This window comes from Bacillus sp. AR8-1, from assembly GCF_008042345.1.
Lineage (GTDB): Bacteria > Bacillota > Bacilli > Bacillales > Bacillaceae_G > Bacillus_A > Bacillus_A cereus.
Window position 1 is genome coordinate 56,778 of record NZ_QNUB01000016.1, and the last position, 26,861, is coordinate 83,638.

Here is a 26,861-nt window from a genome sequence, read left to right on the forward strand (position 1 = left end):
GCAGCTTTTCCCCCTTTATATATAAAGAGCGAGAGGAAGAGCTATGACAAAGGTGCATCAGCGATTAATTTCTATTTTAGAGGAGTTTTTAGAAGAGAAATCGATGTTAAATCGAGCTTTTTTAGCGGGCCGTTTACATGTATCGACGAAGACGATTCAAAAGGATATAAAATTATTAAATGATATATTGGAAGAAAACGGAGCGAAAATCGAATCGCAAAGAGGGACTGGGTACGAATTAGAAATTATACAAATGAAGAAATTTGAAGAATTTTGTGTGAGTCTATTTCAAAAACAGACGGAAAAGATTCCAACTTCTTATGAAGAAAGAATAGCGTACATTCTGCAGCGTGTTTTAACGACAGAGGGATATGTGAAGCTTTCAGAATTAGCGGAAGAGATTTATGTGAGCAAATCAACGGTCAATTTAATTATGAAAGATGTTACAGATATATGTAGTCGCTATAAATTACAAATTGAGAAGAGACCGTATTATGGTATACGTATTGTTGGAAAGGAATTTAATATTCGTTCTTGTTTATCACAATATGGTTTACCGCGTTATGACCATACTCCGTTTCATGAGCAATTTGAGCAGACGGAGACGTATTTATCGCTACCTCATATATCACTCATTCGTTCAATTATATTAAAGTATATTGAAGGCGGAACAATATATTTATCTGATATAGAAATTGATAATTTAGTCATTCATATTGCAATCGCATTAAAGCGTTGTCAAAGTCAACATTATATGAAAGGACTGCATGTGGAGCAATCAGAACTTATAATAAAGAAAGAATATACAATTGCGAAGCAGATTTTAGGAGATTTAGAGAAAGAGTTAAAATTTTCATTTCCAGAAGAAGAAGTATTATATGTGACGATGCATTTATTAAGTACTGCTGTTACAACGAGAGATCGCTATGAAAATGTAGAAGAGCTATTAGGAAAAGATATATATGCATTTATGCAACATATTCTTTTTAAAGTAGCGGAAGAACGGAATCTTATTTTTTATTATGATGAAGAATTATTATTTGGATTTGGTATTCATTTAAAAACGTTATTAAATCGTTTGAAGTATAAGTTAAATACGAGAAATCCTCTTTTGGCAGAAGTGAAAAAGAATTATCCGTATGCTTTTGAAATTGCGGTTCTTGTTGGAGATATCATTGGTGAATATACGGGTGAATCGATCCCTGAAAGTGAAATTGGTTATATAGCAATTCACTTCGGCGGAGCGATGAGCCGTTTGCAGGAGCAGAATCAAAAGAAAAGATGCTTATTAGTTTGTGCGACTGGTCAAGGAAGTGCACAACTATTAAAATATAAAATTTTATCACAGTTCCGAGATAAATTAGAGATTGTAGGTATTACAGGCTATTATCAATTGAAAGTAGAAGATCTTTATAAAGAAAAAATAGATTGTATTATTAGTACGATTCATATACCGAGTGGCTTGCCTGTTCCAGTTATAAAAGTGAATTCAATATTTGATGATAAAGAGATTAAATCGATTGGTCAGCGGTTGTTTACGAATGTAAATAATAGTGTGCGGCAATATATTAAGGAAGATTTAATCTTTTTAAATCATAGTGCTTCTACGAAAGAGGATGTTATTCAGTTTTTATGTGAGAAAGCTGCTGAGAAACGCTATGTACCAGAAAACTTTTATGCTTCTGTTATGGAAAGAGAAAATACGTCTCCGACAGCGGTTGGGAATTCAGTTGCAATCCCGCATCCGATGCAGTTATTAAGTGAGGAAACTTTTTTGATGTTTTGCACACTTGAAAAAGCTGTTGATTGGGGAGATAAAAAAGTACAAGTAATTATTTTATTTAGTGTAAAGCGCAATAATAATGAAGATTTGCAAAGGCTTTATGATTTTTTATATGATATTATGTCTAGTCAAACTACGATAGAGAAACTTACTCAGACCGAGGTAATTGAAGATTTTCAAGAGATTTTATTATCATTTTGAAAAAGTATATAAAAACTTCCGTTACATAACGGAAGTTTTTTATGTTTAATTGTATGCGTTTTCATAATAAGATAAAAATATAGAAAACATATAGCTTGGGGGAATTTAAAATGGCTGATATGCAAACTCCATTTGCGTTAATTTTACATGGTGGCAATGCGAGAAGCGCGGCGCTTGAAGCAATTGCTTTTGCAAGACAAGGAGATTTCGGGAATGCCGGTGAAAAGATGAAACTTGCTAGTGAGGAAATTTCAGCAGCGCATCGTATTCAAACGGATTTAATTCAAGAAGAGGCAAGAGGAAATCATGCAGAAATCAGTTTACTGTTAGTGCACGCACAAGACCATTTAATGAATGCAATTACAGTGAAAGAACTAGCTGAAGAATTTATTACTCTTCATAAACGAGTAGAAGAGAAAGTGACAGTATAAGATGTATATTTTATTATGTTGTGCAGCAGGCATGTCAACGAGTATGGTCGTAAGAAAAATGCAAGAAGAGGCAAAGAAACAGGGGAAGAATTATAAAATTAAGGCGGTTGATTCAGAACTTGTGAAACTTGAAATAAAAGAAGCCGATGTCGTTTTAATCGGTCCACAAGTGAAATATTTATTTCCAGCTGTAGAGTTTCTTGCAAACTCATACAACATACCAGTTGCAATTATAGACCAACGAGATTATGGCATGTGTGATGGTTTGAAGGTGCTTAAGCAAGCAGAACAATTAGTTTTAACATAATTATATCTTTTTAAATATAAACATTATAATGTTATAAAGTTTATTTTATTCTTTTATAGTAGAGAGAAAGAGGAGGGCTATTGATGAATGGGTTTATGAGTTTTATGGAACAAAAGATTATGCCAACAACGCAAAAGATTGCAGGACAACGACATTTATTGGCAATTCGAAATGGGGTTATTTCTACATTACCGTTAACGATCGTCGGGTCATTTTTCGTTATCTTTTTAAATTTACCAATTGATGCATATATGGAATGGATTGCACCGTTTCGCCATATTTTAGATATTCCATTCCGATTTACAGTAGGACTAATGGCCTTATACGCAGCGTTTGGTGTAGGGGCTTCGCTCGCGAACTTTTATCAGCTCAATCAATTAAGTGCAGGGCTACTATCTGTACTCGCCTTTTTACTAGCATCAGTTGAACCAATTCAAATTACGAAAGCTGTACCAGGTGTTATTGATGCAGGTCGATATATTTCAGTAGGAACATTAAGTGCAACGTCTTTATTCGGCGCAATTGTTACAGCATTAATTGCAGTAGAAATTTATCATTTTATGATTAAGCATAATATTTCAATAAAATTACCAGACAGTGTACCACCAGCAGTTTCAAATTCGTTTGCAGCATTAATTCCAACATTAGTAGTTATTCTTTTATTCTGGGGCATTCGCTACGGTTTGAAATTCGATGTAAATACAACAATTACATACTTAATCGCACCATTAAAATCAGTACTAGTAGGAAATAACTTATTCGGTGGTTTATTAACAGTATTCTTAATCGTGTTCTTCTGGTCATTTGGTATACATGGACCGGCGATTTTAGGACCAATCATTCGTCCGATGTGGGATTCAGCAATTCTTGAAAATATGGAAGTGTTCACGGCTACAGGAAATGCACATCAGTTACCAAACTTATTTACAGAGCAATTCATTCAATGGTTCGTATGGATTGGCGGATCAGGCTCAACGTTAGCTTTAGTAATTATGTTTATGCTCTCTAAATCTAAGTTCCTAAAAGAGTTAGGTAGATTATCATTCGTACCAGGTTTATTCAATATTAACGAGCCAATTATTTTCGGAGCTCCGATTGTAATGAACCCAATCTTAATTATTCCGTTCGTTATTACACCGCTAGTGACAACGACAGTATCATATTTCGCAGTTGTTTCAGGTATGATTCCACTCATGATGGCGAAACTGCCATTTACGATGTTAGCACCAATTGCAGCGGTAATTAGTACGGACTGGACAATTATGGCTGGTGTACTTGTACTTGTTAACTTTGTTATCTCGTTCGTTATTTACTATCCATTCTTCAAAATGTATGAGAAACAACAATTAGCAGGAGAGGAGAAAACAGAATGCTCGGAGCAATTATCATCTTAATTACATTCGTGGTTGGACAGTGTATTGCCCATTATTCGAAATGGGTACAAAGTAAATCTTTATTAGTGTTACTATTAGTATCAGTTTTATTTATCGGTTGTTCAATGGGTGCATATGTAATGTTAGGTCTACACTCACCGTACGTAATTATTGTACCGACAATTTTATGTGCAACGTGTTTATCTGCAAAATATAGATTTACGAGCATGGCATTAATACAACGTGTGAAGGAGATGCAAAAGCATGGAGCGTAAATTAGGAATTTCACTTTATCCAGAACATTCAACGAAAGAAAAAGATATGGCTTATATTTCCGCAGCGGCACGACACGGTTTTTCAAGAATATTTACTTGTTTGTTATCTGTGAATCGTCCGAAAGAAGAAATTGTAGCTGAATTTAAAGAGATTATTAATCACGCAAAAGATAACAATATGGAAGTTATTCTAGATGTAGCTCCAGCTGTGTTTGATCAGCTTGGTATTAGCTATAGTGATCTATCATTTTTCGCAGAGTTAGGTGCAGATGGTATTCGATTAGATGTAGGCTTTGACGGATTAACGGAAGCGAAAATGACGAATAATCCGTACGGTTTAAAAATTGAGTTAAATGTAAGTAACGATATTGCGTACTTAGAAAATATTCTTTCGCATCAAGCGAATAAATCAGCTTTAATTGGTTGCCATAATTTTTATCCGCAAAAATTCACTGGTCTTCCGTACGATTATTTCATTCGCTGTAGTGAACGCTTTAAAAAGCATGGTATTCGCAGTGCAGCATTTATTACATCACATGCCGCAAACATCGGTCCATGGGATATTAACGACGGATTATGTACGTTAGAAGAGCATCGTAATTTACCAATTGAAGTACAAGCGAAGCATTTATGGGCAACAGGGCTAATCGATGATGTCATTATCGGAAATGCTTATGCGAGTGAGGAAGAGTTAGAGAAACTAGGAAACTTAAATCGCTACATGTTACAGCTAAAAGTGCACTTTGTAGACGAAGTGACTGAAGTAGAGAAGAGAGCGACACTGCAAGAATTACACGTAAGACGCGGCGACATAACAGAGTATATGGTACGTTCTACAGAAGTACGTAAAAAGTACAAAGACTATGACTTCCCAGTGCGTGAAAGTGTGCTACAGGAAAGAGGGCAAGTTGTAATTGGAAATAATTCATTTGGTAAGTATAAAGGTGAACTGCAAATCATTTTAAAAGAAATGCCGATAGATGAACGGAAAAATATCGTCGGTACAATTGCGGAAGAGGAGCTATTCTTACTAAATTATGTAGGAGCTTGGACGCAGTTTACTTGTGTGGAATAGGGAAGATAGGGGGCGTTCCAAATTTTGGACCGCCTTTTTAATATTAAAGTACTTTTAACGTCAAAATTTGTCGGTAAATCGATATCTCTTGTCGAATCGTTGATATATTATAAGTTACGATAGATATATTCGAAAAATCGTTGATATATTGTAGGTTACGATAGATATATTTGAAAAATCGTTGATATAATTTCATTTACTATGTCATTTTTCAGTAGTTTAATAGAGTAAAAAAAGAGCCAGCCTCAATGATGAGACTGACTCTTTTTTATAACTAGTTTAATACTTTAACTGTAACTGTTTTACGTCCCCAGCTACTTGATGTGCCTTTATCTGGCATTAAAACGTCGATTTTATTACCTTTAATAGCTCCACCAGTATCACCAGCGATTGCTACTCCGTAACCTTCAACCCATACTTTTGAACCTAATGGAATGACACTTGGATCAACTGCAATTAGTTTCATGTTTGGATTAGCTGTTAAGTTGTGGCCTAAAGCTGATTTTACTTGGTCGCCTGCTTTATAACCATTTTCAAGTGGATCTGCTGTATAAGCTGTTGCTACAACACGTAACTCACGAGAAGATGATGGTGCACTTGTTTCAGTTTCTTTTGCAGCAGGTTGTTGTGTAGCTGGTTTTTGAGCTTTAGCTGCTTCTTGAGCTTTAGCCGCTTCACGAGCTTCAGCTGCTTCTTGAGCCTTAGCGGCTTGAGCTTCAGCATCTGCTTGAGCTTTAGCCGCTTCACGAGCTTTAGCTGCTTCTTGAGCCTTAGCCGCTGCTTGAGCTTCAGCATCTGCTTGAGCTTTAGCTGCTTCACGAGCTTTAGCCGCCTCTTGAGCTTTAGCTTCTGCTTGAGCTTCAGCATCTGCCTGAGCTTTAGCTGCTTCTTGAGCCTTAGCTGCTTCACGAGCTTTAGCCGCTTCTTGAGCTTTAACTTCTGCTTGAGCTTCAGCTGCTTCGCGAGCTTTAGTTGCTTCCACTGCTTTAGCTTTTGCTTGAGTTTCAGCTACTTCCTGAGCTTTAACAGCTTCACGAACTTTAGCTGTATCTTGAACTGTAGTCGTTTTTTCAACTTTAACTACTGATTGAACTTTAACTGGTGCTTTACCTGTTAAGTAAGGAACATGAACATAAGCTGTTTTTCCGTTATATTCAAATTGAATCCAATCATTCTGTACTTGGTGTGTTGTTTCAATTACATCATCTTTTTTCAACTTACCAAGAATCTCTGAGTCTGTGTTTGCTCCAGCACGTACGTTTAATACGTTTGCTGTTACGTAGTAAGTGTCTTTTGTATAGTCAGCGCTTATGAAAGCTTCTTTACCGCTATTCAATTGAACTTTTGACCAACCATTTTCTGTATGTAAAACATTTACTTTATATCCATCTAATAATTTTCCTACAACTTTTGATTCAGTAGTTGGGTTTTCTCGTACGTTTAGTACGTCAGTCGTTACGATTGTTTCTGCTTTAGCAGATGTTGTGAAAATCCCAAGACCAAAAACCGCTGCTGTTGCTATACCCATAAATTTTTTCATAATAGCCTCCATTGCATTTGTTTTCGTTGACCTCATTATAGCAACCATTATTTTCTTATTTGCGAAAAACATATAATTACAAAGCTTTCGTAACGGGTCATTAATATTCTGTAACAATTCCATAAATATCCTGATAGCGCTTCCTTGTTGTTTTTTGGCGTATTAGGGCATGTAAAACACAAAATGAGTAGTATTTCAATTACTGTAACATTAATAATGTTACAGTAATGTTTCTTGCGGATATCTATAGTGTTACGAAAACAGCTTATTTTACTGTTTAAATGAAAAAATAGTTATGGGATAATAACCTTTTTAGATGTGAAAAGATATAAATGAGGTGAAATTTAATGAAATATCGATATAATTGTTACAAAATCAGTCGAAGCATGGAAAAAATTACGCCTTGATTTTCGTCTGTTACATAGTATTTTTGCAATAATAGGATTAGATAATAGCCTTAGTACCAATAAATAATGAAGAGTATTAGAATGATAGTTGTAACGTGAAACATATATAATAGAAGAAACTCGATTTAATAGGTAAATAAAAAACGTAGGAGTGTAAACTCCTACGTTTTTGTTTATTCATATCGTAAACATTCAATTGGATCAAGTTTTGCAGCTTTGTTAGCTGGTAATAGTCCGAATGCAATACCGATTAGCATTGAAATACCTACTGCAAGAAGTCCAAGTTCTTTTGAGACAACGAGTGGCCATCCAGCAAAGATTGAGACGATCCAAGCGAAGAAAATACCGAGCATGAATCCGATGAAACCACCAAGTCCTGTTAAAATACAAGATTCGATTAAGAATTGTGTTAATACTTTACCACGTGTTGCACCAAGTGCTTTACGAATACCAATCTCGCGTGTACGTTCTGTTACAGATACAAGCATAATGTTCATTACACCGATACCACCAACAAGTAAGGAGATAGCAGCAATACCACCGAATACCATTTTCATCATACCGATTGATTCGTCTAGTTGTTTCGTAAATTCACCTAAATCTTGTGCTTCGAATTTGTGCTCAAATTTAGGAGCTTTCATTTCGTTTAAGACAGAAACAGCTTGTTTTTCTACACTTTTACGTTCTGTCGGAGAGGTCATTGTTAATCTTACAGAGTCATACTCATTTACTCCTGAAATGACAGGCGCGTTTTCAAGTGACGTATAACCTTCAGGCATAGGCATTCCGAAGTCGTTTTTCGTTTCGTATACACCGACTATTTTATAAGGCTTTCCTTTTATATCTGTGTATTGGTTTGATTCCCAACCACTAAATAATTTGTTGAAAGCTTCTTCATTTAATATAACAGCAGGGATTGCTTGGTTTAGTTCACTGTCATTTAATTCACGACCGTGAACTAATTTTATTTTCGAATCTTTCATAAAGGCGCCTGTTCCACCTTTTAAATCAAGATTTACATCTTTTGAACCAGCAGCTGCTTTTACTTTCATACTTACGTCTGGATATACATCTTTAACGCCTGGTACAGTTTGCAGACGGTTTAGCATATCAGGTGTGATTTTGGCACTATCTGTTCCGTAATCAGGGTTGTTGTAGTAAATCGTTACTTCATTATCTTTTCCTTGGCCTAATTCTTTTTTAAACTTTGCGTTTGTACCATCACCCATTGAGATGATAGTAATAATGGCACTAATACCGATAATAATACCTAACATTGTTAAGATAGAACGCATCTTATGAGCAAAGATAGAGGAAAGGGCCATGCGTATATTTTCACTCGTATTCAAAATTAACCCCTCCAATCTTGGACGATATTTCCGTCACGAATTACAATTTGACGTGCTGCAGCTTCCCCGATTTCACGATCATGGGTAATCATAATAATTGTTGAGCCTTGTTTATTTAATTCGTAAAAGAGGTCCATAATTTGTGTGCTTGTTTTCGTATCAAGTGCTCCCGTCGGTTCATCGGCTAAAATGAATTTTGGGTTATTTACGATTGCACGTGCAACAGCGACACGCTGCTTTTGCCCACCGGACAATTCGTTCGGTAAGTGAGTAGCGCGATCAGCTAAGCCTACTTTTGTTAAAGCAGCTAACGAGCGCTCACGTCTTTCTTTTTTATCGACTCCAGCGTAAATAAGAGGTAGCTCTACATTTTGAAGTGCTGTAAGTCTAGGTAATAACATGAAGTTTTGGAATACGAATCCGATTTCTTTATTACGTACGTGTGCAAGTTCTGTTTCAGACATGTTTGAAATGTTTTGACCAGCTAGTTCGTACGTACCTGTCGTCGGTTTATCTAAGCAACCGATAATGTTCATTAATGTTGATTTACCAGAACCAGAAGGTCCCATAATCGAAGTGAATTCTCCTTGGTTCAGTGTTACATCAATTCCGTGTAATATTTGAACGGACTCTGCACCATTTTGGAAGGATTTCGTGATGCCTTTTAAGTTAATCACTGGGCGACAACCTCCATACCATCTTTTAAGTCTTTTTCAGGCTTAGAGATAATTTCCTCTCCTTTTTTCACTCCAGAAACTTTTGCTTCGCTATCAGTCTCGAATTCAACAGTAACTGCTTGTTCTTTCGCTTTACCGTCTTTTACAACGAAGACAACATTTTTGTCACCTTTTTTCACGATACTGCTTTTCGGAATAATTGTACCAGTTGCTTCGCCAGATTTACTTGTTACGTAAACGTGGAAGCCGTTTTGTAGTTCGTCACTATTATCTAATGTGACAGTGAATTGGTAATTAGAAACAGTTTTATTTTCATCCATGCTCTTTAAAGGTGTAGAACCGATTTCTGTTACTTTTCCTGTCCAAGTCTTACCAGCGACAGTTTTTGAGGAAACAGTTACTTCTTGCCCAACTTTCATACTAGCAAGCTCATATTCAGAAAGTTGACCTTTTACTTTAAATTGACCAGCGTGACGAAGAGTAATTCCGCTCATACCTGTTTTTTCGTCAGCAGTTTTTACGATATCATCAATTACGCCATCAGCAGGACTTGTTACAGAAAGATTGTTTGCTTTCTCTTTTGCTACTTTAATCATTTCATCAGCTTTTTCAACTTCAAACTTTTTCATTTCAATTTGTGATTCTAATTGCGCAACTTCGGCTTCTGATGCTTTTAATGCTTCAGCAGGAAGGCCTGCATTTTTATCTTTTTGTAATTTTTGTTTCGCTGCATCAATTTGTTTTTGGAGCAACGTTACTTCTTTTTGTGCGATTTTCTTTTGCATTTCTGCTTCTGTTACACCTTGTTTCGCAGTCGGATCATTGTATTTAAATAGAAGCTGACCCTTTTTCACTTCATCGCCTTTTTTCACAGCTAATTCATATGTTCCTTTTGTTGGATCGAATGAAATAGTTTCAATTCCGTTTGGAATAACTTCGCCACCAAATTTTTGCGCGTTTTGGATTTGTTTTTCAGTTACTTTATATCCGCTATATGCCATCGCTACATCTGAACCGCCCCCAGCAAATGCAAAGTATGATCCAGCTGCAATTCCGATTGCTACTACACTAGTAATTAACACTTTATTTTTCTTCTTCATCTATTTATCACCTTTTCGTTCGTTTTAGTATCTACATTAAGTATAGAAGAGGTGAAGAATCTGACAAATCGTTTTAGCTTACAATAACCTTACAGTTTTGTAAGGTATGAATATGTAAATGTAAGGTAGAGCTTGTCCAAGTGTAAGCAAATGAATTGACTCGTCGTTTCTTTCTTACAATAATATTGTATGAAGGAGAGGAGGAAGGAAGATGGAAGCTTATTTTAGTGCGCATCCATTAAAATCGTTTATTCCATACTCAAGGCAACATGCCATTATATTATTTATTATGTTGGTGGGGATATTTTTTCTGTATCAATACCAAGATGTATTACGTCAAAGTGAGTGGAATATAACGGTTCGATATGCAATTGCATTTTTATTTATAGGTAGTGAAATTGGGCTTCATATGTGGGAGTGGAAAGCGGGGATTTTTGAGCTAGCTACTTCATTACCGTTTGAATTATGTACGATTAGTTTATTATTAGCGTCGATTATGATCGTAACGAAAAGTTACCGCATATATGAGATTGTATTTTTCACGGGAATTATTGGTGCATCACAAGCTATTTTAACGCCAAACTTGCAGTATGCTTTTCCGCATTTTCGTTTCATTGAATATTTTATCGCGCATATATTGCTCATTTGGGCACCACTCTTTATGACTTGGGTGGAAGGATATCGTCCGACAGTACAATCTATTAAACGCACAATGATATTTTTAAACATATTGATTCCAATTGTTTCGTTTGTAAATTACAAAACAGGTGGTAATTATATGTTTTTAGCTCATAAGCCAGAAACAGCTTCATTACTTGATATGTTAGGGCCGCATCCTTACTATATTATTTCATTAGAAATAGCTGCGCTTATTGGATGTTTGGTTTTGTATATGCCGTTTGCGAAAAGAGAAAGGCATGCGCATAAGGAATCACTAGGATCATAACCTAGTGATTTTTTTATATAAACATTTACAATTCAGAAAATTAAGAATAAAATTAGGGGGTAAATTATATAGAGAGAGAAGGGAAAACGTGGTCAAAAAAGTTTTTCTGAATGGGATGGAAGTGACGGTTCAATTTATTATTTCGATTTTGGGTATTATTTGTTTAGGGGCACTGCCGAAATTATTTTATGGATTTGAGCTGCATGCATCAAGGTACATACAGAGTTTAAAAGAAGTGTTTGTGAACTTAATGGATATTTCCAATTTGCAATATGTGAAAGGTAAATTTTTATTTCCGCAGTTGTTCGTCCATTATAAAGAAACGATTATTATTTTTTTAGCTGCTTTTTTTATTTCATTATTTGTAGCATTTTGTATTGTTTATGTAATTATGAGTAGTTCACCGCGTATACAACATCGAATTAAATCATTTCTTATCTTCCTAGAATCCATTCCAGATATCCTTCTTATTTTAGTATCACAAATTTTAGTTGTATGGTTTTTTAAACAAACAGGTTTTTTACCTTTTCAAATTGCTTCAATTGGAGGCGAGTCGATTAGGGGGTTGCCAATATTGTGTTTGAGCATCCCGACTACGATTATGTTTGTAAAAATGGTCGTGCTTCGTTTTGAAAATGAACTAGAAAAAGATTATGTACTATTTGCTAAGGCGAAAGGGCTGGGGCGCTTTCATATTTTAAATCGTCATATTTTACGAAATGTGTTGCTTAGTACATTATTCTTTGCGAAAACGAATATCTTTTTTATGTTATCTAATTTATATATTATAGAATGGATTTTTAATACGGGTGGTATTTTTATGTTTTTGAAATCGTATTTCGGTATTAGAGTTGAGGTTTTCATCGTTAGTGTGCTTCTTATATATATTCCGATTTTTATTTTATTTAAATTGTTTCATTATCTCATTCCGGCTGCGATGAAGGAGAGATTATAATATGTGGACGTATATAAAACGTGATAAAAGATTTTGGATAAGCATTGGGTTTCTTCTCCTATTAGTTCTTTTGAGCATCGGAAATACGTTATGGAATGATGGACATATTAGACAAGTTACATTGCAATATGATGCGGATGAAAATCCACAAGTGCCACCGTTTCCACCTTCATTACAATTTTTACTCGGGACAGATCGGAAAGGGTATGACCTGTTACATTTAGTCATTGAGGGCGCGAAGTGGACGATTGGTATATCTATTTTAATTGCGGCACTTAGAATGGTAATAGGTGTGTTTTTCGGTGTCGTACTCGGAACGTATATAAAAAGAGGATTTTCAAAAATTGAGGCTTTCTTTGATAGTTTTACAGTTATTCCGACAGTTATGATTGCGTATTTTTTTCTTCAATCTGCAAATGCATTTGGAAGCGGAGAGGAGACAACAACCTTTTTTGAAAGGGCTTCGTTTCAAGTGGTATTACTTGTACTGCTTGTAATGCCAGTTATTGCACTGTATGTTGCGAAGGAAGTTCGTAAATTGCGAACGGAAGAATTTGTTGATGCTGCGCGCATATTAGGTGGATCGAGAAGACATATTGTTATAAAACATATTTTTCCGCATCTCTATATGCCGTTTATACTCGTATTTCTTCAGCAGTTTACGCAGACTCTTACTATTTTACTGCACTTAGGATTACTTGAAGTGTTCTTTGGTGGGACTGTAATGTTTGGTGGACAAATAAAAGAGGTGGAATCTTATACGCATGAATGGTCAGGTTTAATTGGAGTATACTTTAGGTCATTAACAGTGAATCCGTGGATCCCTCTCGTTCCGATTACATTTTTTGGACTTACTATTTTTTCAGGAAATATGATTGTAAAAAGTATCGAAGAGGCGATGATGAAAGTAAGGTTAGGAGGAGAGCTAAAGAAGGATCTTGTAGAAGAGGAACAATCTGTTGTGCAGTCGAAAGAAGAGTTATTTACTTTTAAGCATACGATGTGAAAATAAAGAAAAGAAGCAAGCATGTATTTCATGCTTGCTTCTTTTCTTTATTTTGTAGAGACTTCGCCTTCCGCTTCTGTTTGCGGAATAAAGTATCCGATTATACCACCAATTATTGCTGGAACGATCCAGCCGATTCCTAAGTTATAAAAAGGAATCGTGTGTACGATATTAGCGATAAAACTTGGTATCATTCCCACATTATCAAGTGCATGAATACAGCTAATAATAAACGCTGCGATCATCGCTCCAATGTAGACAGAAGGTTTACGTTTCGTATATTTATCGATAAATGATACGAAAACTAAAATAATCGTAATTGGATATAAAATAATTAATACAGGTAAAGTAATTTTGATTAATAAACTTAAACCTAAGTTTGAAATCACGAAGCTAAAGATACAAACGTATAGTACGAGCTTTTTGTAAGAAACGTTCGTTAATACTGTTGCAAAATAGTTGGCGAATGCACTTACAACGCCGATTGCTGTTGTTAAACAAGCGAAGATAATGGCGATACTTAATAAAACATTCCCGCTTGTCCCAAAGAATTGATACATAACAGTAGCTAATAGCTGCCCACCGTTTTCGAATTGTCCTAAGTTTCCGTTTGAAGCTCCAATATAACCGAGTAAGAAGTAAACAATTGTTAAGAATAGAGCAGCGATACTTCCGCAAATGATTGTATATTTTGCGATAGATTTCTTCTCTTGTATACCATTTTGACGAATTGCATTTACAACAATTGTTGATAGTACGAGAGCCCCAATTGCATCTAACGTTAAAAATCCTTCAAGAAATCCTTTGAAAAACGGGATGTCTTTATAGTCACCGATAGGTTCTGCAAACGTCCCTGGTGAAAGAATCGCTTTTGTTGCCATAATTGCAATAATTACAAGTAAAATTGGCGTTAATATTTTACCGATATGATCTACTAGCTTGGATGGATTTAATGATAAGAAGTAAACGACTGTAAAGAAAATCGCACTAAAAACTAACATAGAATACCATTGATCTGGGAAAAGTGGTGCAATCCCGATTTCATAAGATACAGATCCAGTTCGTGGAATAACAAATAGTGGGCCGATTGAAAGATAAATAATGATAGCGAATACTGCTGCGAATTTTGGATGAACACGGCTCGCTAAAGTGTTAAAACTACCACCAGCAAGGGCAACAGCAACGATAGCAAGTAAAGATAAACCGACGTCTGTAATAATAAACCCTGTAATGGAAACCCACATATTTTCTCCGGAAGAAAGACCAAGAAGGGGCGGGAAAATCATATTACCAGCACCGAAGAAAACTGCGAATAGTAATAAACTAATCGAAAGTATTTGCGCTGGTTTTAAAGTTGTATGCATATAAAGAAAATCCTCCTAATGAGTGTTTTTGTCGAAAATTCAAATAATTTGTCGAGTAACTGTTATTATTTTAAAGGTCTGATGACTAGAAAGCAATAGGGAATTTTGAAAATATTAAAAAATAATGCATTAAATCGAATAAATATACTATTTATATGTTTAATAGGAAGGATTTAACTTTTAACATAAAAAAACACATATCGCTAGGATACGTGTTTTAAAAAAATATTTTTTTATCGCGTTCTTCTTTTAAAATTTCAACTGCTTCTCGGAAACGTTGTGAATGGACAATTTCTCGTTCACGTAAGAAGCGTAGGCTGTCATTTATATCTGGATCATCTGATAAGTTAATGAGCCATTGATATGTTGCGCGTGCTTTTTCTTCAGCTGCAATATCCTCGTATAGATCGGCAATTGGATCACCTTTAGCTTGTATATAGGTTGCAGTAAATGGAACACCAGCAGCGTTATGGTAATGAAGAGCACTGTCATGATCAGCGTAATGAGGGTCAAGACCAGCAGCTTTCATTTGTTCAGGGGTCGCATCTTTCGTCAGCTTATAAACCATCGTAGCAATCATTTCAAGGTGAGCAAATTCTTCTGTACCAATATCAGTAAGTAGGCCAATGACTTTATCAGGAATTGTATAACGTTGATTTAAGTAACGTAGTGCAGCAGCTAATTCTCCATCTGCACCACCGTATTGCTCGATTAATAATTTTGCAAGTGCGGGATTACAAGTTCCCACTTTAACTGGGTATTGTAATTTCTTTTCATAAATCCACATAGTTTCTCTCCTTTATATTTGCCATGGCCAAGGACCTTTGCTCCATTCCCAAGGGGCATTAGAATAGCTGTTTCCAAACTGTTGGAGTGGTCCGTATTTTTCTTCCATCTTTTGTTTTAATACTCTCCGCTTATAGGAAAAGTCATTAAATTGATTAATCGCGGCGGTGTCATCTGGATGTGTATCTAAATAAAGAGTGAGTTCAACTAGTACAAAGTCTAATTCTTGAAGCTCCAGTAAAAGCTGATAGTATTCTTCTGGTAGCGATTGATTCACGTCAGTAGTCACCGCCCTTTTTTATAAGGATTTTCATAATAGTCATAAAAAACAGGCCATAAAGTCCCTTTTTGTAGTGCTTCTTTTGGTGTGAATTGAGGCAAGTTTGGCGGTTGAAAGCCTAAAAATAAATTAGGAGGAGTAGAATAATATTTTTTTCCGATAGGAGGACAAGGATCGAGAGGACTATGATAGGGCACGAATGATCTCATATATTTATTCATGAATAAACCTCCTTACATGTTCATTACTACGTATTGTATTCAGACATAATGAGCATTTATGACACATATAAAAAAGTAATAAGTACAGGGGGAATGAATGTGGAGAATGTAAAGAATTTAATCGTGTTAGAAGTAAAGAACTTAAAGGAAACTCTGTATTTTTATGAAGGGATTTTAGGAATCAAGCCTAGTTTAGAAAGACCCCAATTAGATGTAACAGGGGTTTGGTATGATACTGATTCAACGAGAATTAGTTTTGTAATGAATCGTAGTTTGGGTGGGCGTGAGAAGAGTGTTACGGATGCGGTTGATGTTCTAATGTTTTCAATTTCTAACATAGAGAATTTAAAGAAGAGGTTAGTGTTTTATAAAATTGCATATACAGAAAACAAAAGTGAGAAGAGTATTGTAGTACAAGACCCAGATGGATATAAACTTCAAGTGATAGAGAAGGATGAATAAACGGAGGCGATTTAGTGGAGAGGAATTATGAAGAAAGTGCGTTGTTTGAGCATCAATTTTGGCTAAGGGTGCTTACTGATCATTCGCAATTTTTACTTGATGCATTAGCTCCGAAGGAAAAAGAAGATATAAAGAAGGCCACATATTTTCTTGAAACATTTACGAATCTTTTAAATAAAGTTCATAATGTGAATCTCATTGCATTTTCAAAAGAGGCAGAACGAGCCGCAAAGGAAATACGAACGTTTAAATTAAGTATTATACAGAAACAACTCGAGGGAAAAATCACTATTCATTTTACACCAACTTTCATCAATCATATGGTAAACGAAGTAGAAGAATATATAACGGTGTTAGAATTTTTAAAGAAAGGAGAAGTTCCGCCTGTTTTTCATGAATTACATTACCATCTCGTTTGGTTAACGGATGCGGCTGGTCATGCAGGCTCTATTTCTGGTGGATTAGATCTTGTTGAAAAAAGATTGAAAGAGAAAAGTGAAGAATTTACGAAGCACTTTGAACAATTTTACTTAAAGGCAGTTGAGATGACAGGTTATTTACGGACAGAGCTTCATCATTTTCCTGCATTAAAGAAGTTTACAAAAGATGTTTCACTTGAGTTAAAATTATTTTCGCATTTTCTCCATGAGGTTGAAGAGATGGAGTTATCGAATGAAATATTAAGTGCATTATCTGCTAGAATGGCGGATCATATGGCAAGAGAAGAATGTTATTACTTATTAAAATTAGCACAATCTTCTGGACTTGAGATGCCAAAATGTAATCCGCTTTAAAGAAAAAAGAGGTCAATTTTATTTGGCCTCTTTTTCTGTTTTATTGTCTCTTTTTATTTTTGCTTGTTCAATACTTGCCTGTAATGTCTCCATAATATTGATGATGTTTGGAGCAGGAGAGATGGTTTCGGTTTTTTCCTGTTGTTCAATTTTATTTTCGATTAATTCGGTAAGAGCTTCTTTATATTCATCTGTATATAACTCTTGTTCGAAAGGATTTGTAAGATGGTGGATTAAATTGATTGCTGCTGTGAGTTCTTGTTTTTGAATTGGATAATTTTCATTACTTGGTAAGTTAGGTGTATTTGTTATATCGCGAATTTCATTAGGGTAGTGAATAGTTTGTAATATAAGCCCATCTTCAAAGTTACGGATAATAGCTAAATGTTGTTTTTTTCTAATGGAAATATGGATAAGACCAAGTTTATTCGTACGTTCAAGAGCTTCTTTTAATAATAAATATGATTTTTCATGTCCTAGGGTAGGTCCTATAAAATAAGAGCGATCATAGAGAACAGAATCAATTTCGTTATTTTGGACAAAAGATATAATACGAATGGATCGTGGTTCATGAGCTTGTTGTAATTCAGCTAATTCTTTTTCATCCATAATAATATATTTATGAGGTGCGTATTCATAGGCTTTTACAATATCTTTATCATCAATTTCTTCATCCGTACAATCAGGAGCAAATTTTTTATATTTAATAGGTGTTAAGCATTCTTTATGAAGACTTAAAAATTTTATGTCGTTTTCTTCTACGGCACTATATAGTTTGATTCCTATATTTAATAGTCCAAGTGAAAGTGCACCTTTCCATACAGTATGCAAATGAAACATCTCCTTTCGTTCAAAAATGATTATGTATATTATGAGATAGTAAGAAATTTCCTATACGTTTTTTGTTTTTTACGAAAGGGATTGGGATATAAAATATATTGACAAGCCCTCTGAAATATTTTAATGTGAGTGTATAAAATTGTGTATAAAGGGGAGTAACTTATTACAGTAAAGTCGTCATTACAGGGAGAAACCCTCGGCTTTATTGGCAACGTTTCGTTGTTAGTGAGACCTTTACCAGCAATGGTAAAGGCCCCTTTCTGTCTTTTTGAGGACCCTTACCATATTTGGTAGGGTCCTTTTCGTATACAAAGAGAGGAGATATAAAAATGAAAAAACTTATTAGTAGATTAAGAGTTGTATTTCATATTCGCCGATTTGTTCCATTCCTATTTGACTTTTTCACTTCAAAAGAGGTTTCAATAAAGAAGAAAATTTTATCTATTGCGTTTTTAGTTGGTTATGTTGCGATGCCGCTCGATTTAATTCCAGACTTCCTGCCGTTTATCGGTATTTTAGATGATATTGGAATTGTGTTATTTATTTTGAACCGAATTGTAAAAATGGCGCCAGTTCAATTACAAGAAAAGCATAACGTAAATGTAGGATAGGAGTTAAAAATATGGAGCAAATTATTTTAGATATAATCGAGTTTTTAAAGCAGTTTTCTTATTTTGGAGTTGTGTTAGCATTAACGTTTGAATTTATTCCGGCAGAAGTAGTTTTGCCCATGGTTGGGTATTGGGTATACGAGGGTGATATGAATTTTTGGCTTGCTGTACTAGCCGGAACGCTTGGCGGAACGACAGGACCGTTAACGTTATATGCACTCGGTTATTACGGTGGTCGTCCGCTATTAATAAAATACGGAAAATACTTCTTTATTAAAGAAGAACAAATTCAAAAAGCAGATGATTTCTTTGAGAAATATGGACCAGTTGTAGCATTTGTTGGACGCTTTGTACCGGGAGTTAGAACGCTTATTTCTGTTCCATGCGGTATGGCGAAAATGAACATATGGAAATTCAGCATATATACATTTGTAGCAATGTTCCCGTTAACGACTTTGTATGTTTATTTTGGAATGAAATTAGGTCCGCATTGGGAAAAAGCAGCAGATGTTGTTGGGCAATATATGCTACCAATATTAGGAGGCGTTATTCTTATCGTTGCTAGTATCTTTGTCTATAAATATATGAAGAAAAGAAATAAAACGGAATCTATTTAGTCATTTGAATATTTTTTGAAAATAGATGAATAGTACAGGCAAAAGACTCTGAGGGACATACACATATAGGGAATATAAAAGAGAGAGGGGAAACAGCTATGTCTTGTGAGTGCTCAGGGTCAGCATTAACTTGTTGTCCAGATAAAAATTATGTGCAAGATAAAGTGTGTAGTCCGTGGTCTGCTACTGTAGTTGCAACAGCAATTGATAATGTTCTCTATACAAATAATATTAACCAAAACGTAATTGGTACTGGTTTTGTTAAATATGATGTTGGACCAGGCCCAATTACTGTAGAAGCGCTTGATTCTGCTGGGGGTACAATTGATACACAAACATTAAACCCAGGAACGAGTATTGCTTTTACGTATCGTCGCTTTGATAGTATACAAGTTGTGTTACCTGCAACACCTGCTGGAACGTATCAGGGAGAATTTTGTATTACAACACGTTATCCACTTTCATAGCAGAATAGGAGAGGATCGAAATGGGAATGAGAAGTTCCAGTTTGTCTTGTTGTTCTAATAAAACACTTGTGCAAGACCAAGTATGTACAGACTGGTCTATTACAGGTGCTGGTACTCAAATTGTATATACAAATAATATCACGCAAGAAGTATATGGTTCAGGTTACGTGAAATATGATGTAGGTGCGAACCCGATTACAGTTGATTTTTTAGTTGGTGCTACAGTAATTGATACAATTACTGTACAGCCGCAAAGTAGTGGTACTTTCACTGTACGATATTTTACGACTGTTCGAATTACTACGACAGGAACAACTGTTAATCAAGGAGAGTTTTGTATTACTGTACGTTATCCGATTTCATAAAAAAAGCATACCGTAAATGGTATGCTTTTTTTATTGAGAAAGTAATGAAATTGGTATTCTATAAGCAACATGTAAATTCGCAACAGTACTTGCCTTCTAAATATAGTGAAGGATTACTTGTTATATTGATAATATTGACCGACTGTAGGTTTTTTCCTGTGTACGATATTGTATTACCAGGAAACACAGTGAAAATATTGGTTACTGTTCCAACGATTTGAATTGTAATTGCTTCGGTGCTGCTAGTACTATTGTAAACCGAGACAGTACCTGATATAAGTAGTATCCCATCACTTTGCCATAGTATCATTGATTGTGATGCATCTTTGGCAGAGGGGATGGTGTTATTAGTTATGAGGAAATTCCCTGCAAATTCATTTGTTACTCGCTCGCAATTTGGATTTGGAGGAGGGGGCGGTGGACAAGGGTCTGGACAAATAATAGATAAAGGAGCGAAACAGCCGATATTTTTTTTATTCTTCAATACAACCCCTCCTTTTAAGTTGTTTTTTACTACTATTAAATGTAAAAGCATGGCCGATGTGTTAAAAAAAGAAGGAAATATTAAAAATTAAGATTGTCTAATAGGCTTAAACCTTAACTTATCATTAGCGTTATAGAAAAGATTATATGTGAATAGTCATAGGAAAAGAATGATCAGACTCTTTTAGACAAAAGGTGGTTGTATACAATAGTACGAGGAATGTTGGACTTAATTTCTAATTAACTGTATATTTACAAAAATCTAATAAAATTCATTTGTTATTTAAACGACATTAACATGTATTAGATAAAATAGCCCTTGTAATGAATCAATTATTATGAGGAGGATTCACGTGGACAGAAATGCTTTAAGAAAAGTAAAAGGCCTTATTGGATTATTAATGGTTTTTGTATTAGCGTTCGTATCATTTCCGTGGAGTACATCAGTCAAGGCGGAAGAGAAAAAGCAAGAAAAGGCATCAAGTGAGAAGAAGATAGTTTTTCCAGTTGTAAGTGATGTGCATATTAAAAATAGTGGAACAGATGATACGTTTCGCTGGAAAAGAGCGATCGAACAGTTTAATACATTAGCACCGAAGCAAGATGCATTTGTTATTGTAGGTGATTTCACGGATACAGGATCGGTGCAGCAATATGATCGTTTCATGCAAGTGTACAATGAAAATGCAAATAAAGATGCTGTGCGAATGAATTCTCTTGGTAACCATGATTATTGGAACGGTTTATCTGTAGAAGGTGCGCAGAAGCGTTTCTTAGAAAAAACAGGTATGGAATCAATTTATTATCATAAAGTGGTAAAAGGTTATCACTTCCTTGTTATGTCTCCAGAGAATGGAACAACTCATGGCTATTATTCGGACAAGCAAATTAATTGGTTAAAAGAAGAAATGGCAAAAGCGCAAAAAGATGATCCAGAAAAACCGATTTTTGTATTTTTACATCAACACATTAAAGAGACAGTATACGGTAGTCATGAATGGGGAACACAAGATAGCGCAAAAATTAATGCGGTATTAAAAGAATACCCACAAGTTATTACGTTTTCAGGTCATTCACATTATCCATTAGATGATCCGAGATCGATACATCAAAAAGACTTTACATCAGTTGGTACATCTTCAGTAAGTTATATGGAAGTTGAAGGTGGTAAAGTACAAGGGAATATCCCGCCAGGAGCTAGTACGTTAAGCCAAGGTTTATTAGTAGAAGTAGATGATAAAGAAGTAACGATTAATCGTCGTGATTTCCATACGAATTCTTGGACAGGCGAGCCTTGGAAAATTAAATTACCAGCAAAGAAAGAAACATTTACACATGTAGAAGATCGTGATAAAGAAAAGCCTTACTTTGCTAAGGATGCAAAGCTTGCTGTATCAAATGTAACAGAAAATGCGGCAACAGTAACATTCCCGCAAGCATTGGACAACCTCCTTGTTCACTCTTACCGTGTACAAGCTAGAGATAAGCAAACGGGTGAAATAAAAAATAAATTGTTAGCATTCTCAGAGTTTTATCGTGATCCAGTGCCGAAAGATCTTACGTTTACGCTTGCAGGGTTAGATGGCGGGAAAACATATACACTTGAAGTAGTTGCGATTGATTCATTTGGCAATGAAACCGCGCAGCCGTTAACTGCGGAAATTACTACGAAAAAAGATAATATTGACCCGAATGTGAAAGTACCAAAAGCTGATGTTTTCGATGTAAACTTTGCAGATGGTACATTTAAAGACAATTCACCATTTGGTACAAAAGGTGATATGAAGGGCAATGTGACTATTGAATATGATAAAACATTGAAGAAGAATGTTATGAAGTTAAACGGAAAAGCAAATACATTTGGATACCTTCCATTTTCAGCAGCACAAAAAGAGAAAATAGCAAATACGTTTACGTTAGAAACTGTATTTTCAATGAATGAAATTCGCGGACAAGGTATTTTGCAAAATACAGAAGGCGGCGGAATTGGATTTGAGTCTACAGGGAGTGGATATGTTGAATTATGGGCTCACATTGGTGGTAGCTATAAACGTGTTGGCGTTCAATTAGAAGCAAACAAAACATATCACTTAACAGGAACGTATAACGGAAGCGAAGTGGCAATTTACGTAGATGGTAAAAAAGTAAATAGTCAGCCAGCTACTGGGAAAGTGTATCATCCAAACGTACCATTTGCATTTGGAGCGGATCCTGATAGTAACGGAAATGGTGGTATTCCGTTAAATGGACAAATCGCGCTTGCGAAATTATATAGTAAAGCGTTAAGTTCTTCAGAAGTATTAGCGGCGTACAATGAGTTTTCTAACCGCACAAAGTTAGAGCAAGTGAACGCGTTATATGAAGAGCTTGGAAAAGTGAAAGAAGTGTTAGCTGGTACGTATGAGTTTGGTGATAAGCCAGGTCAATATTCAAAGGAAGCATTTCAAGAACTAGAGAAAAGCTATAACATTGCAAAGCAAGCATTTGAAAATGTAGGAAGTACTGGGGAACAAATTATTCAAACATATAACGAATTAAAAACAGCTAATGTAACATTTGTACAATCTAAAGTAGTAGAACAACCGAAAACACCGAAAGAAAAATTACAAATCAATATTGAATCTGCAAAAGTAGTAGTGAAAAAAGCGCAAGATGCAAATGTAACGGACGGTTCAATGAAAGCACTGATTCAAAAAATTACAGTGGCCGAAGCTGTAGTGAAAGATGTAAAAGTAAAAGATGCACAGGTAGAAACGATGAATCGTACATTAGAGTATACGATTTCACTTGTTGAAAAAAGCATAAACAAATAAGAGAGAAGAAAAGAAGCTTATCATGATAGGCTTCTTTTTTGTTATACTAAAAGTAGTATAGAATGAAGGAGCGAATAATTTGGAACAGAAAAAGCTAAAAAGAATTCTTGAATATGTATGGATTGCGGTTGTGCTCCTTGTAGGATATTATTTCTTAAAAGAGAAAAGTATTTGGGTTCTATTTTTAATGACGTTTTTATTAGCGGGTTTAGGCACGTTATTTATTAATTTCTTCTTTGATAGTTTAAATGCATGGAAGAAGAAAAAGAAGGGAACGAAGTAAAGGAGGGAATATATGCAAAAGTGGAAGCTCATATATCAGGTGATTATTTTCCTATTACTTGTAGGTATTGGAATTATTAAATACGCAACGCCAATAGGAAATTGGGCATGGTTTACAGCTTGCATCGGCATATTTTTCATTTTACAGTCGTTAACGAAAAAATATAATAGTACAGAAAAATAGCTCGCCGCTAAAACGGCGAGCTATTTTGTTATGCTTTTTTCTTTTCATCATTCGTTTTTTCGGTAGCTAAATGACTATGTTTCCTAGAGTAGAAGAAATAGAAGCATAAGCCGACTATAAGCCAAACTGCAAAGCTAATCCATGTTGTTTTAGACAAATTGATCATTAAATATAAGCAGCAAAGAATCGCGACAACTGGTAATACAGGTACGAAAGGTGTACGGAATCCACGTTTTAAATCAGGATGTGTTTTTCGTAAAATAAGTACTGCGCAGCAAACGAATGTAAAGGCTGTTAACGTGCCGATGTTTACTAAATTCGCTAGCAAATGTAAATCTAAAAGTCCTGCTAATAAAGCGGCAACAACGCCAGTAATCCACGTATTTAATAAAGGGATTTTTACTCTTTTATTTACACGTGCTAACGCTTTTGGAAGTAGACCGTCACGGCTCATTGCATACGAAACGCGAACTTGTCCATACATAACGACTAAGAGAACGGTTGTCATTCCAGTCATCGCTCCGACAGCGAGTAGTCCTGCAATTGTATCCTCACCAACGAAATGCAATGCAAATGCAACTGGATCAGAGACGTCTAATTGCGTATAAGGAACCATACCTGTTAAAACGAAAGATACAATCATATATAAAACAGTACAAATAAGAAGAGAACCGATAATACCAATTGGTAAGTCACGCTGCGGTTTTTTCGTTTCTTCTGCAGCGGTTGCGATTGCATCAAAACCTAAAAAGGCGAAGAACACAGTGGCAGCCCCAGTAATAATACCGTCGTATCCGAATGGGATGAACGGTGTCCAATTTTCAGGTTTTACATATTTTGCACCTGCTACGATAAAGGCAATGATAACAGCTAGTTTAATAAGAACCATAATATTATTAATGCGTGCACTTTCACGTATACCAAAACTTAAAAGGCCAGTAATAAGAAGTAAAATGCAGACAGCTGGTAAATCGATGAGACCACCTTTTCCTACGCCGGGGGCCGAGGCGATTATGGCGGGCAGGTGTATATTGAACCCTTGTAGTAATGATTGCAAATAACCAGACCAACCGACAGCTACTGCTGCAACGGCAAGTAAATATTCGAGCATTAAACACCATCCGACGATGAAGGCGACGACTTCTCCGACTGTCATGTATGCGTAAGTATACACACTTCCTGAGACAGGAATAGAAGAAGCAAATTCAGCATAACAAAAGGCTACACAAGCACAAGTAAATGCAGCAATAAGAAATGATAGCATAATACCAGGACCAGAATGTTTTGCTGCAACAATACCTGTTAATACAAAGATCCCTGTCCCAATTACGGCGCCGATCCCTAAAAACGTTAAATCAAGTGCAGTTAATGTTCTATCTAGCTGCTTTGGTGATTCAGTACTAAGCGCTTTTTTTCGTAATAATGACTTCACTTTGGACTCTCCCCCCGTTTTTTCATTTCCATAACTGCGACTATAGTATGAGCCCATTAAAAAAGAGTAAGTAAGTGGAGGTGCAGTTATGGTATGTAGTTTTTTAAAATTGCTGGATTAATCTTAATATAATTCAGAATATTTTGTCAAATAAAAATATGACAAATAAAATGCGGATCAATAGGGGAAACTACTTGCAGAAATGGACGGGGGTTAACGACCCACTGATTAAAGTTAAAGTAGGAGCAGATGCTATGTTATTTTATTTTGAACTTGTCGTCATTTTACTTTGTACGAAATTAGCTGGTGACATTAGTGTGAGACTGGGTCAGCCTTCTGTACTTGGTAAGTTAATTGTTGGTATTATTATCGGTCCGGCTGTACTCGGTATTATTAATAGTTCTGAACTAATTGATGAACTGAGTGAGATTGGTGTTTTGCTACTTATGTTTATGGCAGGACTTGAAACAGATTTAGAAGAGTTAAACCGGAATTTGAAATCTTCATTTGCAGTAGCGGCTGGTGGAATTATTTTTCCTTTCATCGGTGGTTATGTAACAGGATTGCTGTTTGGATTAATACAGTCCCATGCCATTTTTTTAGGGTTATTACTTTGCGCAACATCGGTTAGTATTACGGTCCAGACGCTACGTGATCTAGGAAAAATGAATACGAGAGAAAGTACAACAATTTTAGGTGCTGCCGTATTTGATGATGTCATTGTCGTTATTTTATTGGCATTTGTAATGAGTTTTTTAGGAACACAAGATGTGAATATAACACTTGTCATTGCAAAGAAAATTATTTTCTTTGTAAGTATTGTTTTTATTGCTTGGAAAGTCGTTCCTTGGATTATGAAAATGCTTGTACCGCTTCGTGTAACAGAAGCGTTAATTAGCGCGGCTCTTATTATTTGCTTTTCTTTTTCTTATTACAGTGAAATGATGGGAATTGCAGGTATTATTGGAGCATTTGCCGCGGGAATTGCTATTTCTCAAACAGAGTATAAGCATGAAGTGGAACATAAAATTGAACCGATCGCTTATGCAATATTTGTTCCAGTATTCTTCGTAAGTATCGGAATGGAAATTACATTTCAAGGCATTGGAAGCCAGCTTTGGTTCATTATTATTATGACTCTCATTGCGATTTTCACAAAGTTAATCGGATCTGGTTTAGGAGCAAGGCTGACAGGGTTTAACCTCCAATCTTCTATTAGTATTGGCGCGGGGATGGTATCACGTGGTGAAGTAGCGCTTATCATCGCTGCAAATGGACTTACGGCGAATTTATTAGCGAAAGAAAATTTCACAGCGATTGTTATTGTTGTTATATTGACGACGATTATTACACCGCCACTTTTGAAGAAATATTTTGTATAGAGAGGAAGGGCTTATCTGATGTAGGTAAGCCCTTTTTTTATTCCTAAAAGCAA

At 35.5% G+C, this 26,861-nt stretch carries 31 protein-coding genes; 20 read left to right on the plus strand and 11 right to left on the minus strand.

Annotation, left to right across the window (positions count from 1 at the left end; translation table 11 throughout):
- The first annotated feature begins 43 nt into the window (after positions 1 to 43).
- From DN400_RS09750 to DN400_RS09775, 6 genes are all read left to right on the plus strand, one after another.
- Complete coding sequence (locus DN400_RS09750) at positions 44 to 1,984, plus strand: BglG family transcription antiterminator (protein ID WP_065228337.1); 1,941 nt, start codon at positions 44 to 46, stop codon at positions 1,982 to 1,984.
- 110 nt (positions 1,985 to 2,094) lie between these two features.
- Positions 2,095 to 2,415, plus strand: a complete 321-nt coding sequence (locus tag DN400_RS09755; RefSeq protein ID WP_048564417.1) for a PTS lactose/cellobiose transporter subunit IIA — start codon at positions 2,095 to 2,097, stop codon at positions 2,413 to 2,415.
- Position 2,416: 1 nt separating this feature from the next.
- Positions 2,417 to 2,722: a PTS sugar transporter subunit IIB gene (locus DN400_RS09760; RefSeq protein ID WP_000275643.1), complete on the plus strand. Its 306-nt coding sequence runs from the start codon at positions 2,417 to 2,419 to the stop codon at positions 2,720 to 2,722.
- Positions 2,723 to 2,805: 83 nt separating this feature from the next.
- Entirely contained in the window at positions 2,806 to 4,116 is a 1,311-nt protein-coding gene (locus DN400_RS09765) for a PTS sugar transporter subunit IIC (protein WP_147801654.1), read from the plus strand.
- Complete coding sequence (locus DN400_RS09770) at positions 4,092 to 4,370, plus strand: hypothetical protein (protein WP_000900046.1); 279 nt, start codon at positions 4,092 to 4,094, stop codon at positions 4,368 to 4,370. Before DN400_RS09765 ends, DN400_RS09770 begins: the two co-directional genes overlap by 25 nt.
- A complete protein-coding gene (locus DN400_RS09775) occupies positions 4,360 to 5,445 on the plus strand; it encodes a DUF871 domain-containing protein (RefSeq protein WP_025118403.1) in 1,086 nt (361 codons plus the stop codon). The genes DN400_RS09770 and DN400_RS09775 overlap by 11 nt, the downstream gene beginning before the upstream one ends.
- Positions 5,446 to 5,719: 274 nt before the next feature.
- Here the strand turns inward: DN400_RS09775 and entC are convergent, their stop codons facing one another.
- From entC to DN400_RS09795, 4 genes are all read right to left on the minus strand, one after another.
- A complete protein-coding gene (gene entC, locus DN400_RS09780; protein WP_065228338.1) occupies positions 5,720 to 7,108 on the minus strand; it encodes a cell wall-binding protein EntC in 1,389 nt (462 codons plus the stop codon).
- A gap of 457 nt (positions 7,109 to 7,565) precedes the next feature.
- Positions 7,566 to 8,717, minus strand: a complete 1,152-nt coding sequence (locus tag DN400_RS09785) for an ABC transporter permease (protein WP_404978291.1) — start codon at positions 8,715 to 8,717, stop codon at positions 7,566 to 7,568.
- Positions 8,718 to 8,743: 26 nt separating this feature from the next.
- Positions 8,744 to 9,418, minus strand: a complete 675-nt coding sequence (locus tag DN400_RS09790; protein WP_000609100.1) for an ABC transporter ATP-binding protein — start codon at positions 9,416 to 9,418, stop codon at positions 8,744 to 8,746.
- Entirely contained in the window at positions 9,415 to 10,518 is a 1,104-nt protein-coding gene (locus DN400_RS09795) for an efflux RND transporter periplasmic adaptor subunit (RefSeq protein ID WP_065228339.1), read from the minus strand. Before DN400_RS09795 ends, DN400_RS09790 begins: the two co-directional genes overlap by 4 nt.
- Positions 10,519 to 10,729: 211 nt before the next feature.
- Between DN400_RS09795 and DN400_RS09800 the strand changes: the two genes are divergently transcribed.
- The 3 genes from DN400_RS09800 to DN400_RS09810 all read left to right on the plus strand — a co-directional run bounded on the left by DN400_RS09800 (position 10,730) and on the right by DN400_RS09810 (position 13,425).
- On the plus strand, positions 10,730 to 11,464 hold the full coding sequence (locus DN400_RS09800) for a YwaF family protein (protein WP_000388713.1): 735 nt from the start codon (positions 10,730 to 10,732) through the stop codon (positions 11,462 to 11,464).
- An 88-nt stretch (positions 11,465 to 11,552) separates the two neighbouring features.
- Entirely contained in the window at positions 11,553 to 12,419 is an 867-nt protein-coding gene (locus DN400_RS09805; RefSeq protein WP_016082747.1) for an ABC transporter permease subunit, read from the plus strand.
- A gap of 1 nt (position 12,420) precedes the next feature.
- Positions 12,421 to 13,425 (plus strand): ABC transporter permease, encoded by a 1,005-nt coding sequence (locus tag DN400_RS09810; protein ID WP_065228340.1) that lies wholly within the window; start codon positions 12,421 to 12,423, stop codon positions 13,423 to 13,425.
- Between the two features lie 47 nt (positions 13,426 to 13,472).
- Here the strand turns inward: DN400_RS09810 and brnQ2 are convergent, their stop codons facing one another.
- From brnQ2 to DN400_RS09830, 4 genes are all read right to left on the minus strand, one after another.
- A complete protein-coding gene (brnQ2, locus tag DN400_RS09815) occupies positions 13,473 to 14,789 on the minus strand; it encodes a branched-chain amino acid transport system II carrier protein BrnQ2 (RefSeq protein ID WP_065228341.1) in 1,317 nt (438 codons plus the stop codon).
- 217 nt (positions 14,790 to 15,006) lie between these two features.
- A complete protein-coding gene (cotJC, locus tag DN400_RS09820; RefSeq protein ID WP_000265273.1) occupies positions 15,007 to 15,576 on the minus strand; it encodes a spore coat protein CotJC in 570 nt (189 codons plus the stop codon).
- A gap of 12 nt (positions 15,577 to 15,588) precedes the next feature.
- Positions 15,589 to 15,852, minus strand: a complete 264-nt coding sequence (locus tag DN400_RS09825) for a spore coat protein CotJB (RefSeq protein WP_001076510.1) — start codon at positions 15,850 to 15,852, stop codon at positions 15,589 to 15,591.
- Positions 15,853 to 15,860: 8 nt separating this feature from the next.
- Positions 15,861 to 16,076 (minus strand): spore coat associated protein CotJA, encoded by a 216-nt coding sequence (locus DN400_RS09830; protein WP_001046257.1) that lies wholly within the window; start codon positions 16,074 to 16,076, stop codon positions 15,861 to 15,863.
- Between the two features lie 48 nt (positions 16,077 to 16,124).
- Between DN400_RS09830 and DN400_RS09835 the strand changes: the two genes are divergently transcribed.
- Together DN400_RS09835 and DN400_RS09840 are read left to right on the plus strand one after the other, a co-directional pair.
- On the plus strand, positions 16,125 to 16,538 hold the full coding sequence (locus DN400_RS09835; RefSeq protein ID WP_072939912.1) for a VOC family protein: 414 nt from the start codon (positions 16,125 to 16,127) through the stop codon (positions 16,536 to 16,538).
- Between the two features lie 14 nt (positions 16,539 to 16,552).
- Complete coding sequence (locus DN400_RS09840; protein ID WP_000440991.1) at positions 16,553 to 17,332, plus strand: DUF2935 domain-containing protein; 780 nt, start codon at positions 16,553 to 16,555, stop codon at positions 17,330 to 17,332.
- A gap of 18 nt (positions 17,333 to 17,350) precedes the next feature.
- Here the strand turns inward: DN400_RS09840 and ku are convergent, their stop codons facing one another.
- A complete protein-coding gene (gene ku, locus DN400_RS09845; RefSeq protein WP_065228343.1) occupies positions 17,351 to 18,163 on the minus strand; it encodes a non-homologous end joining protein Ku in 813 nt (270 codons plus the stop codon).
- Positions 18,164 to 18,501: 338 nt separating this feature from the next.
- Here ku and DN400_RS09850 point away from each other — a divergent pair, with 338 nt between their 5' ends.
- The 4 genes from DN400_RS09850 to DN400_RS09865 all read left to right on the plus strand — a co-directional run bounded on the left by DN400_RS09850 (position 18,502) and on the right by DN400_RS09865 (position 20,232).
- Positions 18,502 to 18,783 (plus strand): YkvA family protein, encoded by a 282-nt coding sequence (locus DN400_RS09850; RefSeq protein ID WP_000733837.1) that lies wholly within the window; start codon positions 18,502 to 18,504, stop codon positions 18,781 to 18,783.
- An 11-nt stretch (positions 18,784 to 18,794) separates the two neighbouring features.
- Entirely contained in the window at positions 18,795 to 19,400 is a 606-nt protein-coding gene (locus DN400_RS09855) for a DedA family protein (RefSeq protein WP_000435017.1), read from the plus strand.
- Positions 19,401 to 19,498: 98 nt separating this feature from the next.
- Positions 19,499 to 19,867 (plus strand): DUF3992 domain-containing protein, encoded by a 369-nt coding sequence (locus DN400_RS09860; RefSeq protein ID WP_065228344.1) that lies wholly within the window; start codon positions 19,499 to 19,501, stop codon positions 19,865 to 19,867.
- A gap of 20 nt (positions 19,868 to 19,887) precedes the next feature.
- Positions 19,888 to 20,232: a DUF3992 domain-containing protein gene (locus DN400_RS09865; RefSeq protein WP_000525814.1), complete on the plus strand. Its 345-nt coding sequence runs from the start codon at positions 19,888 to 19,890 to the stop codon at positions 20,230 to 20,232.
- Between the two features lie 58 nt (positions 20,233 to 20,290).
- On the opposite strand, the gene DN400_RS09870 is transcribed toward DN400_RS09865, so the two are convergent.
- The gene (locus DN400_RS09870; RefSeq protein ID WP_232292655.1) at positions 20,291 to 20,674 is read right to left on the minus strand and encodes an S-Ena type endospore appendage; all 384 of its coding nucleotides are present in this window, start codon (positions 20,672 to 20,674) and stop codon (positions 20,291 to 20,293) included.
- Here DN400_RS09870 and DN400_RS29830 point away from each other — a divergent pair.
- The 4 genes from DN400_RS29830 (at position 20,559) to DN400_RS29370 (ending at position 23,994) form a co-directional block, all read left to right on the plus strand.
- On the plus strand, positions 20,559 to 20,807 hold the full coding sequence (locus DN400_RS29830; RefSeq protein ID WP_033657453.1) for a hypothetical protein: 249 nt from the start codon (positions 20,559 to 20,561) through the stop codon (positions 20,805 to 20,807). The two genes, DN400_RS09870 and DN400_RS29830, sit on opposite strands and share 116 nt — an antisense overlap.
- A 261-nt stretch (positions 20,808 to 21,068) precedes the next feature.
- Positions 21,069 to 23,528 (plus strand): LamG-like jellyroll fold domain-containing protein, encoded by a 2,460-nt coding sequence (locus DN400_RS09875; RefSeq protein WP_065228345.1) that lies wholly within the window; start codon positions 21,069 to 21,071, stop codon positions 23,526 to 23,528.
- Positions 23,529 to 23,607: 79 nt separating this feature from the next.
- Positions 23,608 to 23,811, plus strand: a complete 204-nt coding sequence (locus DN400_RS09880; RefSeq protein WP_000435796.1) for a hypothetical protein — start codon at positions 23,608 to 23,610, stop codon at positions 23,809 to 23,811.
- A 12-nt stretch (positions 23,812 to 23,823) separates the two neighbouring features.
- Positions 23,824 to 23,994: a hypothetical protein gene (locus DN400_RS29370; protein ID WP_001174835.1), complete on the plus strand. Its 171-nt coding sequence runs from the start codon at positions 23,824 to 23,826 to the stop codon at positions 23,992 to 23,994.
- 28 nt (positions 23,995 to 24,022) lie between these two features.
- On the opposite strand, the gene bcaP is transcribed toward DN400_RS29370, so the two are convergent.
- Positions 24,023 to 25,483 (minus strand): branched-chain amino acid transporter BcaP, encoded by a 1,461-nt coding sequence (gene bcaP / locus DN400_RS09885; RefSeq protein WP_153592908.1) that lies wholly within the window; start codon positions 25,481 to 25,483, stop codon positions 24,023 to 24,025.
- A gap of 101 nt (positions 25,484 to 25,584) precedes the next feature.
- Here bcaP and DN400_RS09890 point away from each other — a divergent pair, with 101 nt between their 5' ends.
- Entirely contained in the window at positions 25,585 to 26,808 is a 1,224-nt protein-coding gene (locus DN400_RS09890; RefSeq protein ID WP_043936780.1) for a cation:proton antiporter, read from the plus strand.
- The last annotated feature ends 53 nt before the right edge of the window (positions 26,809 to 26,861 follow it).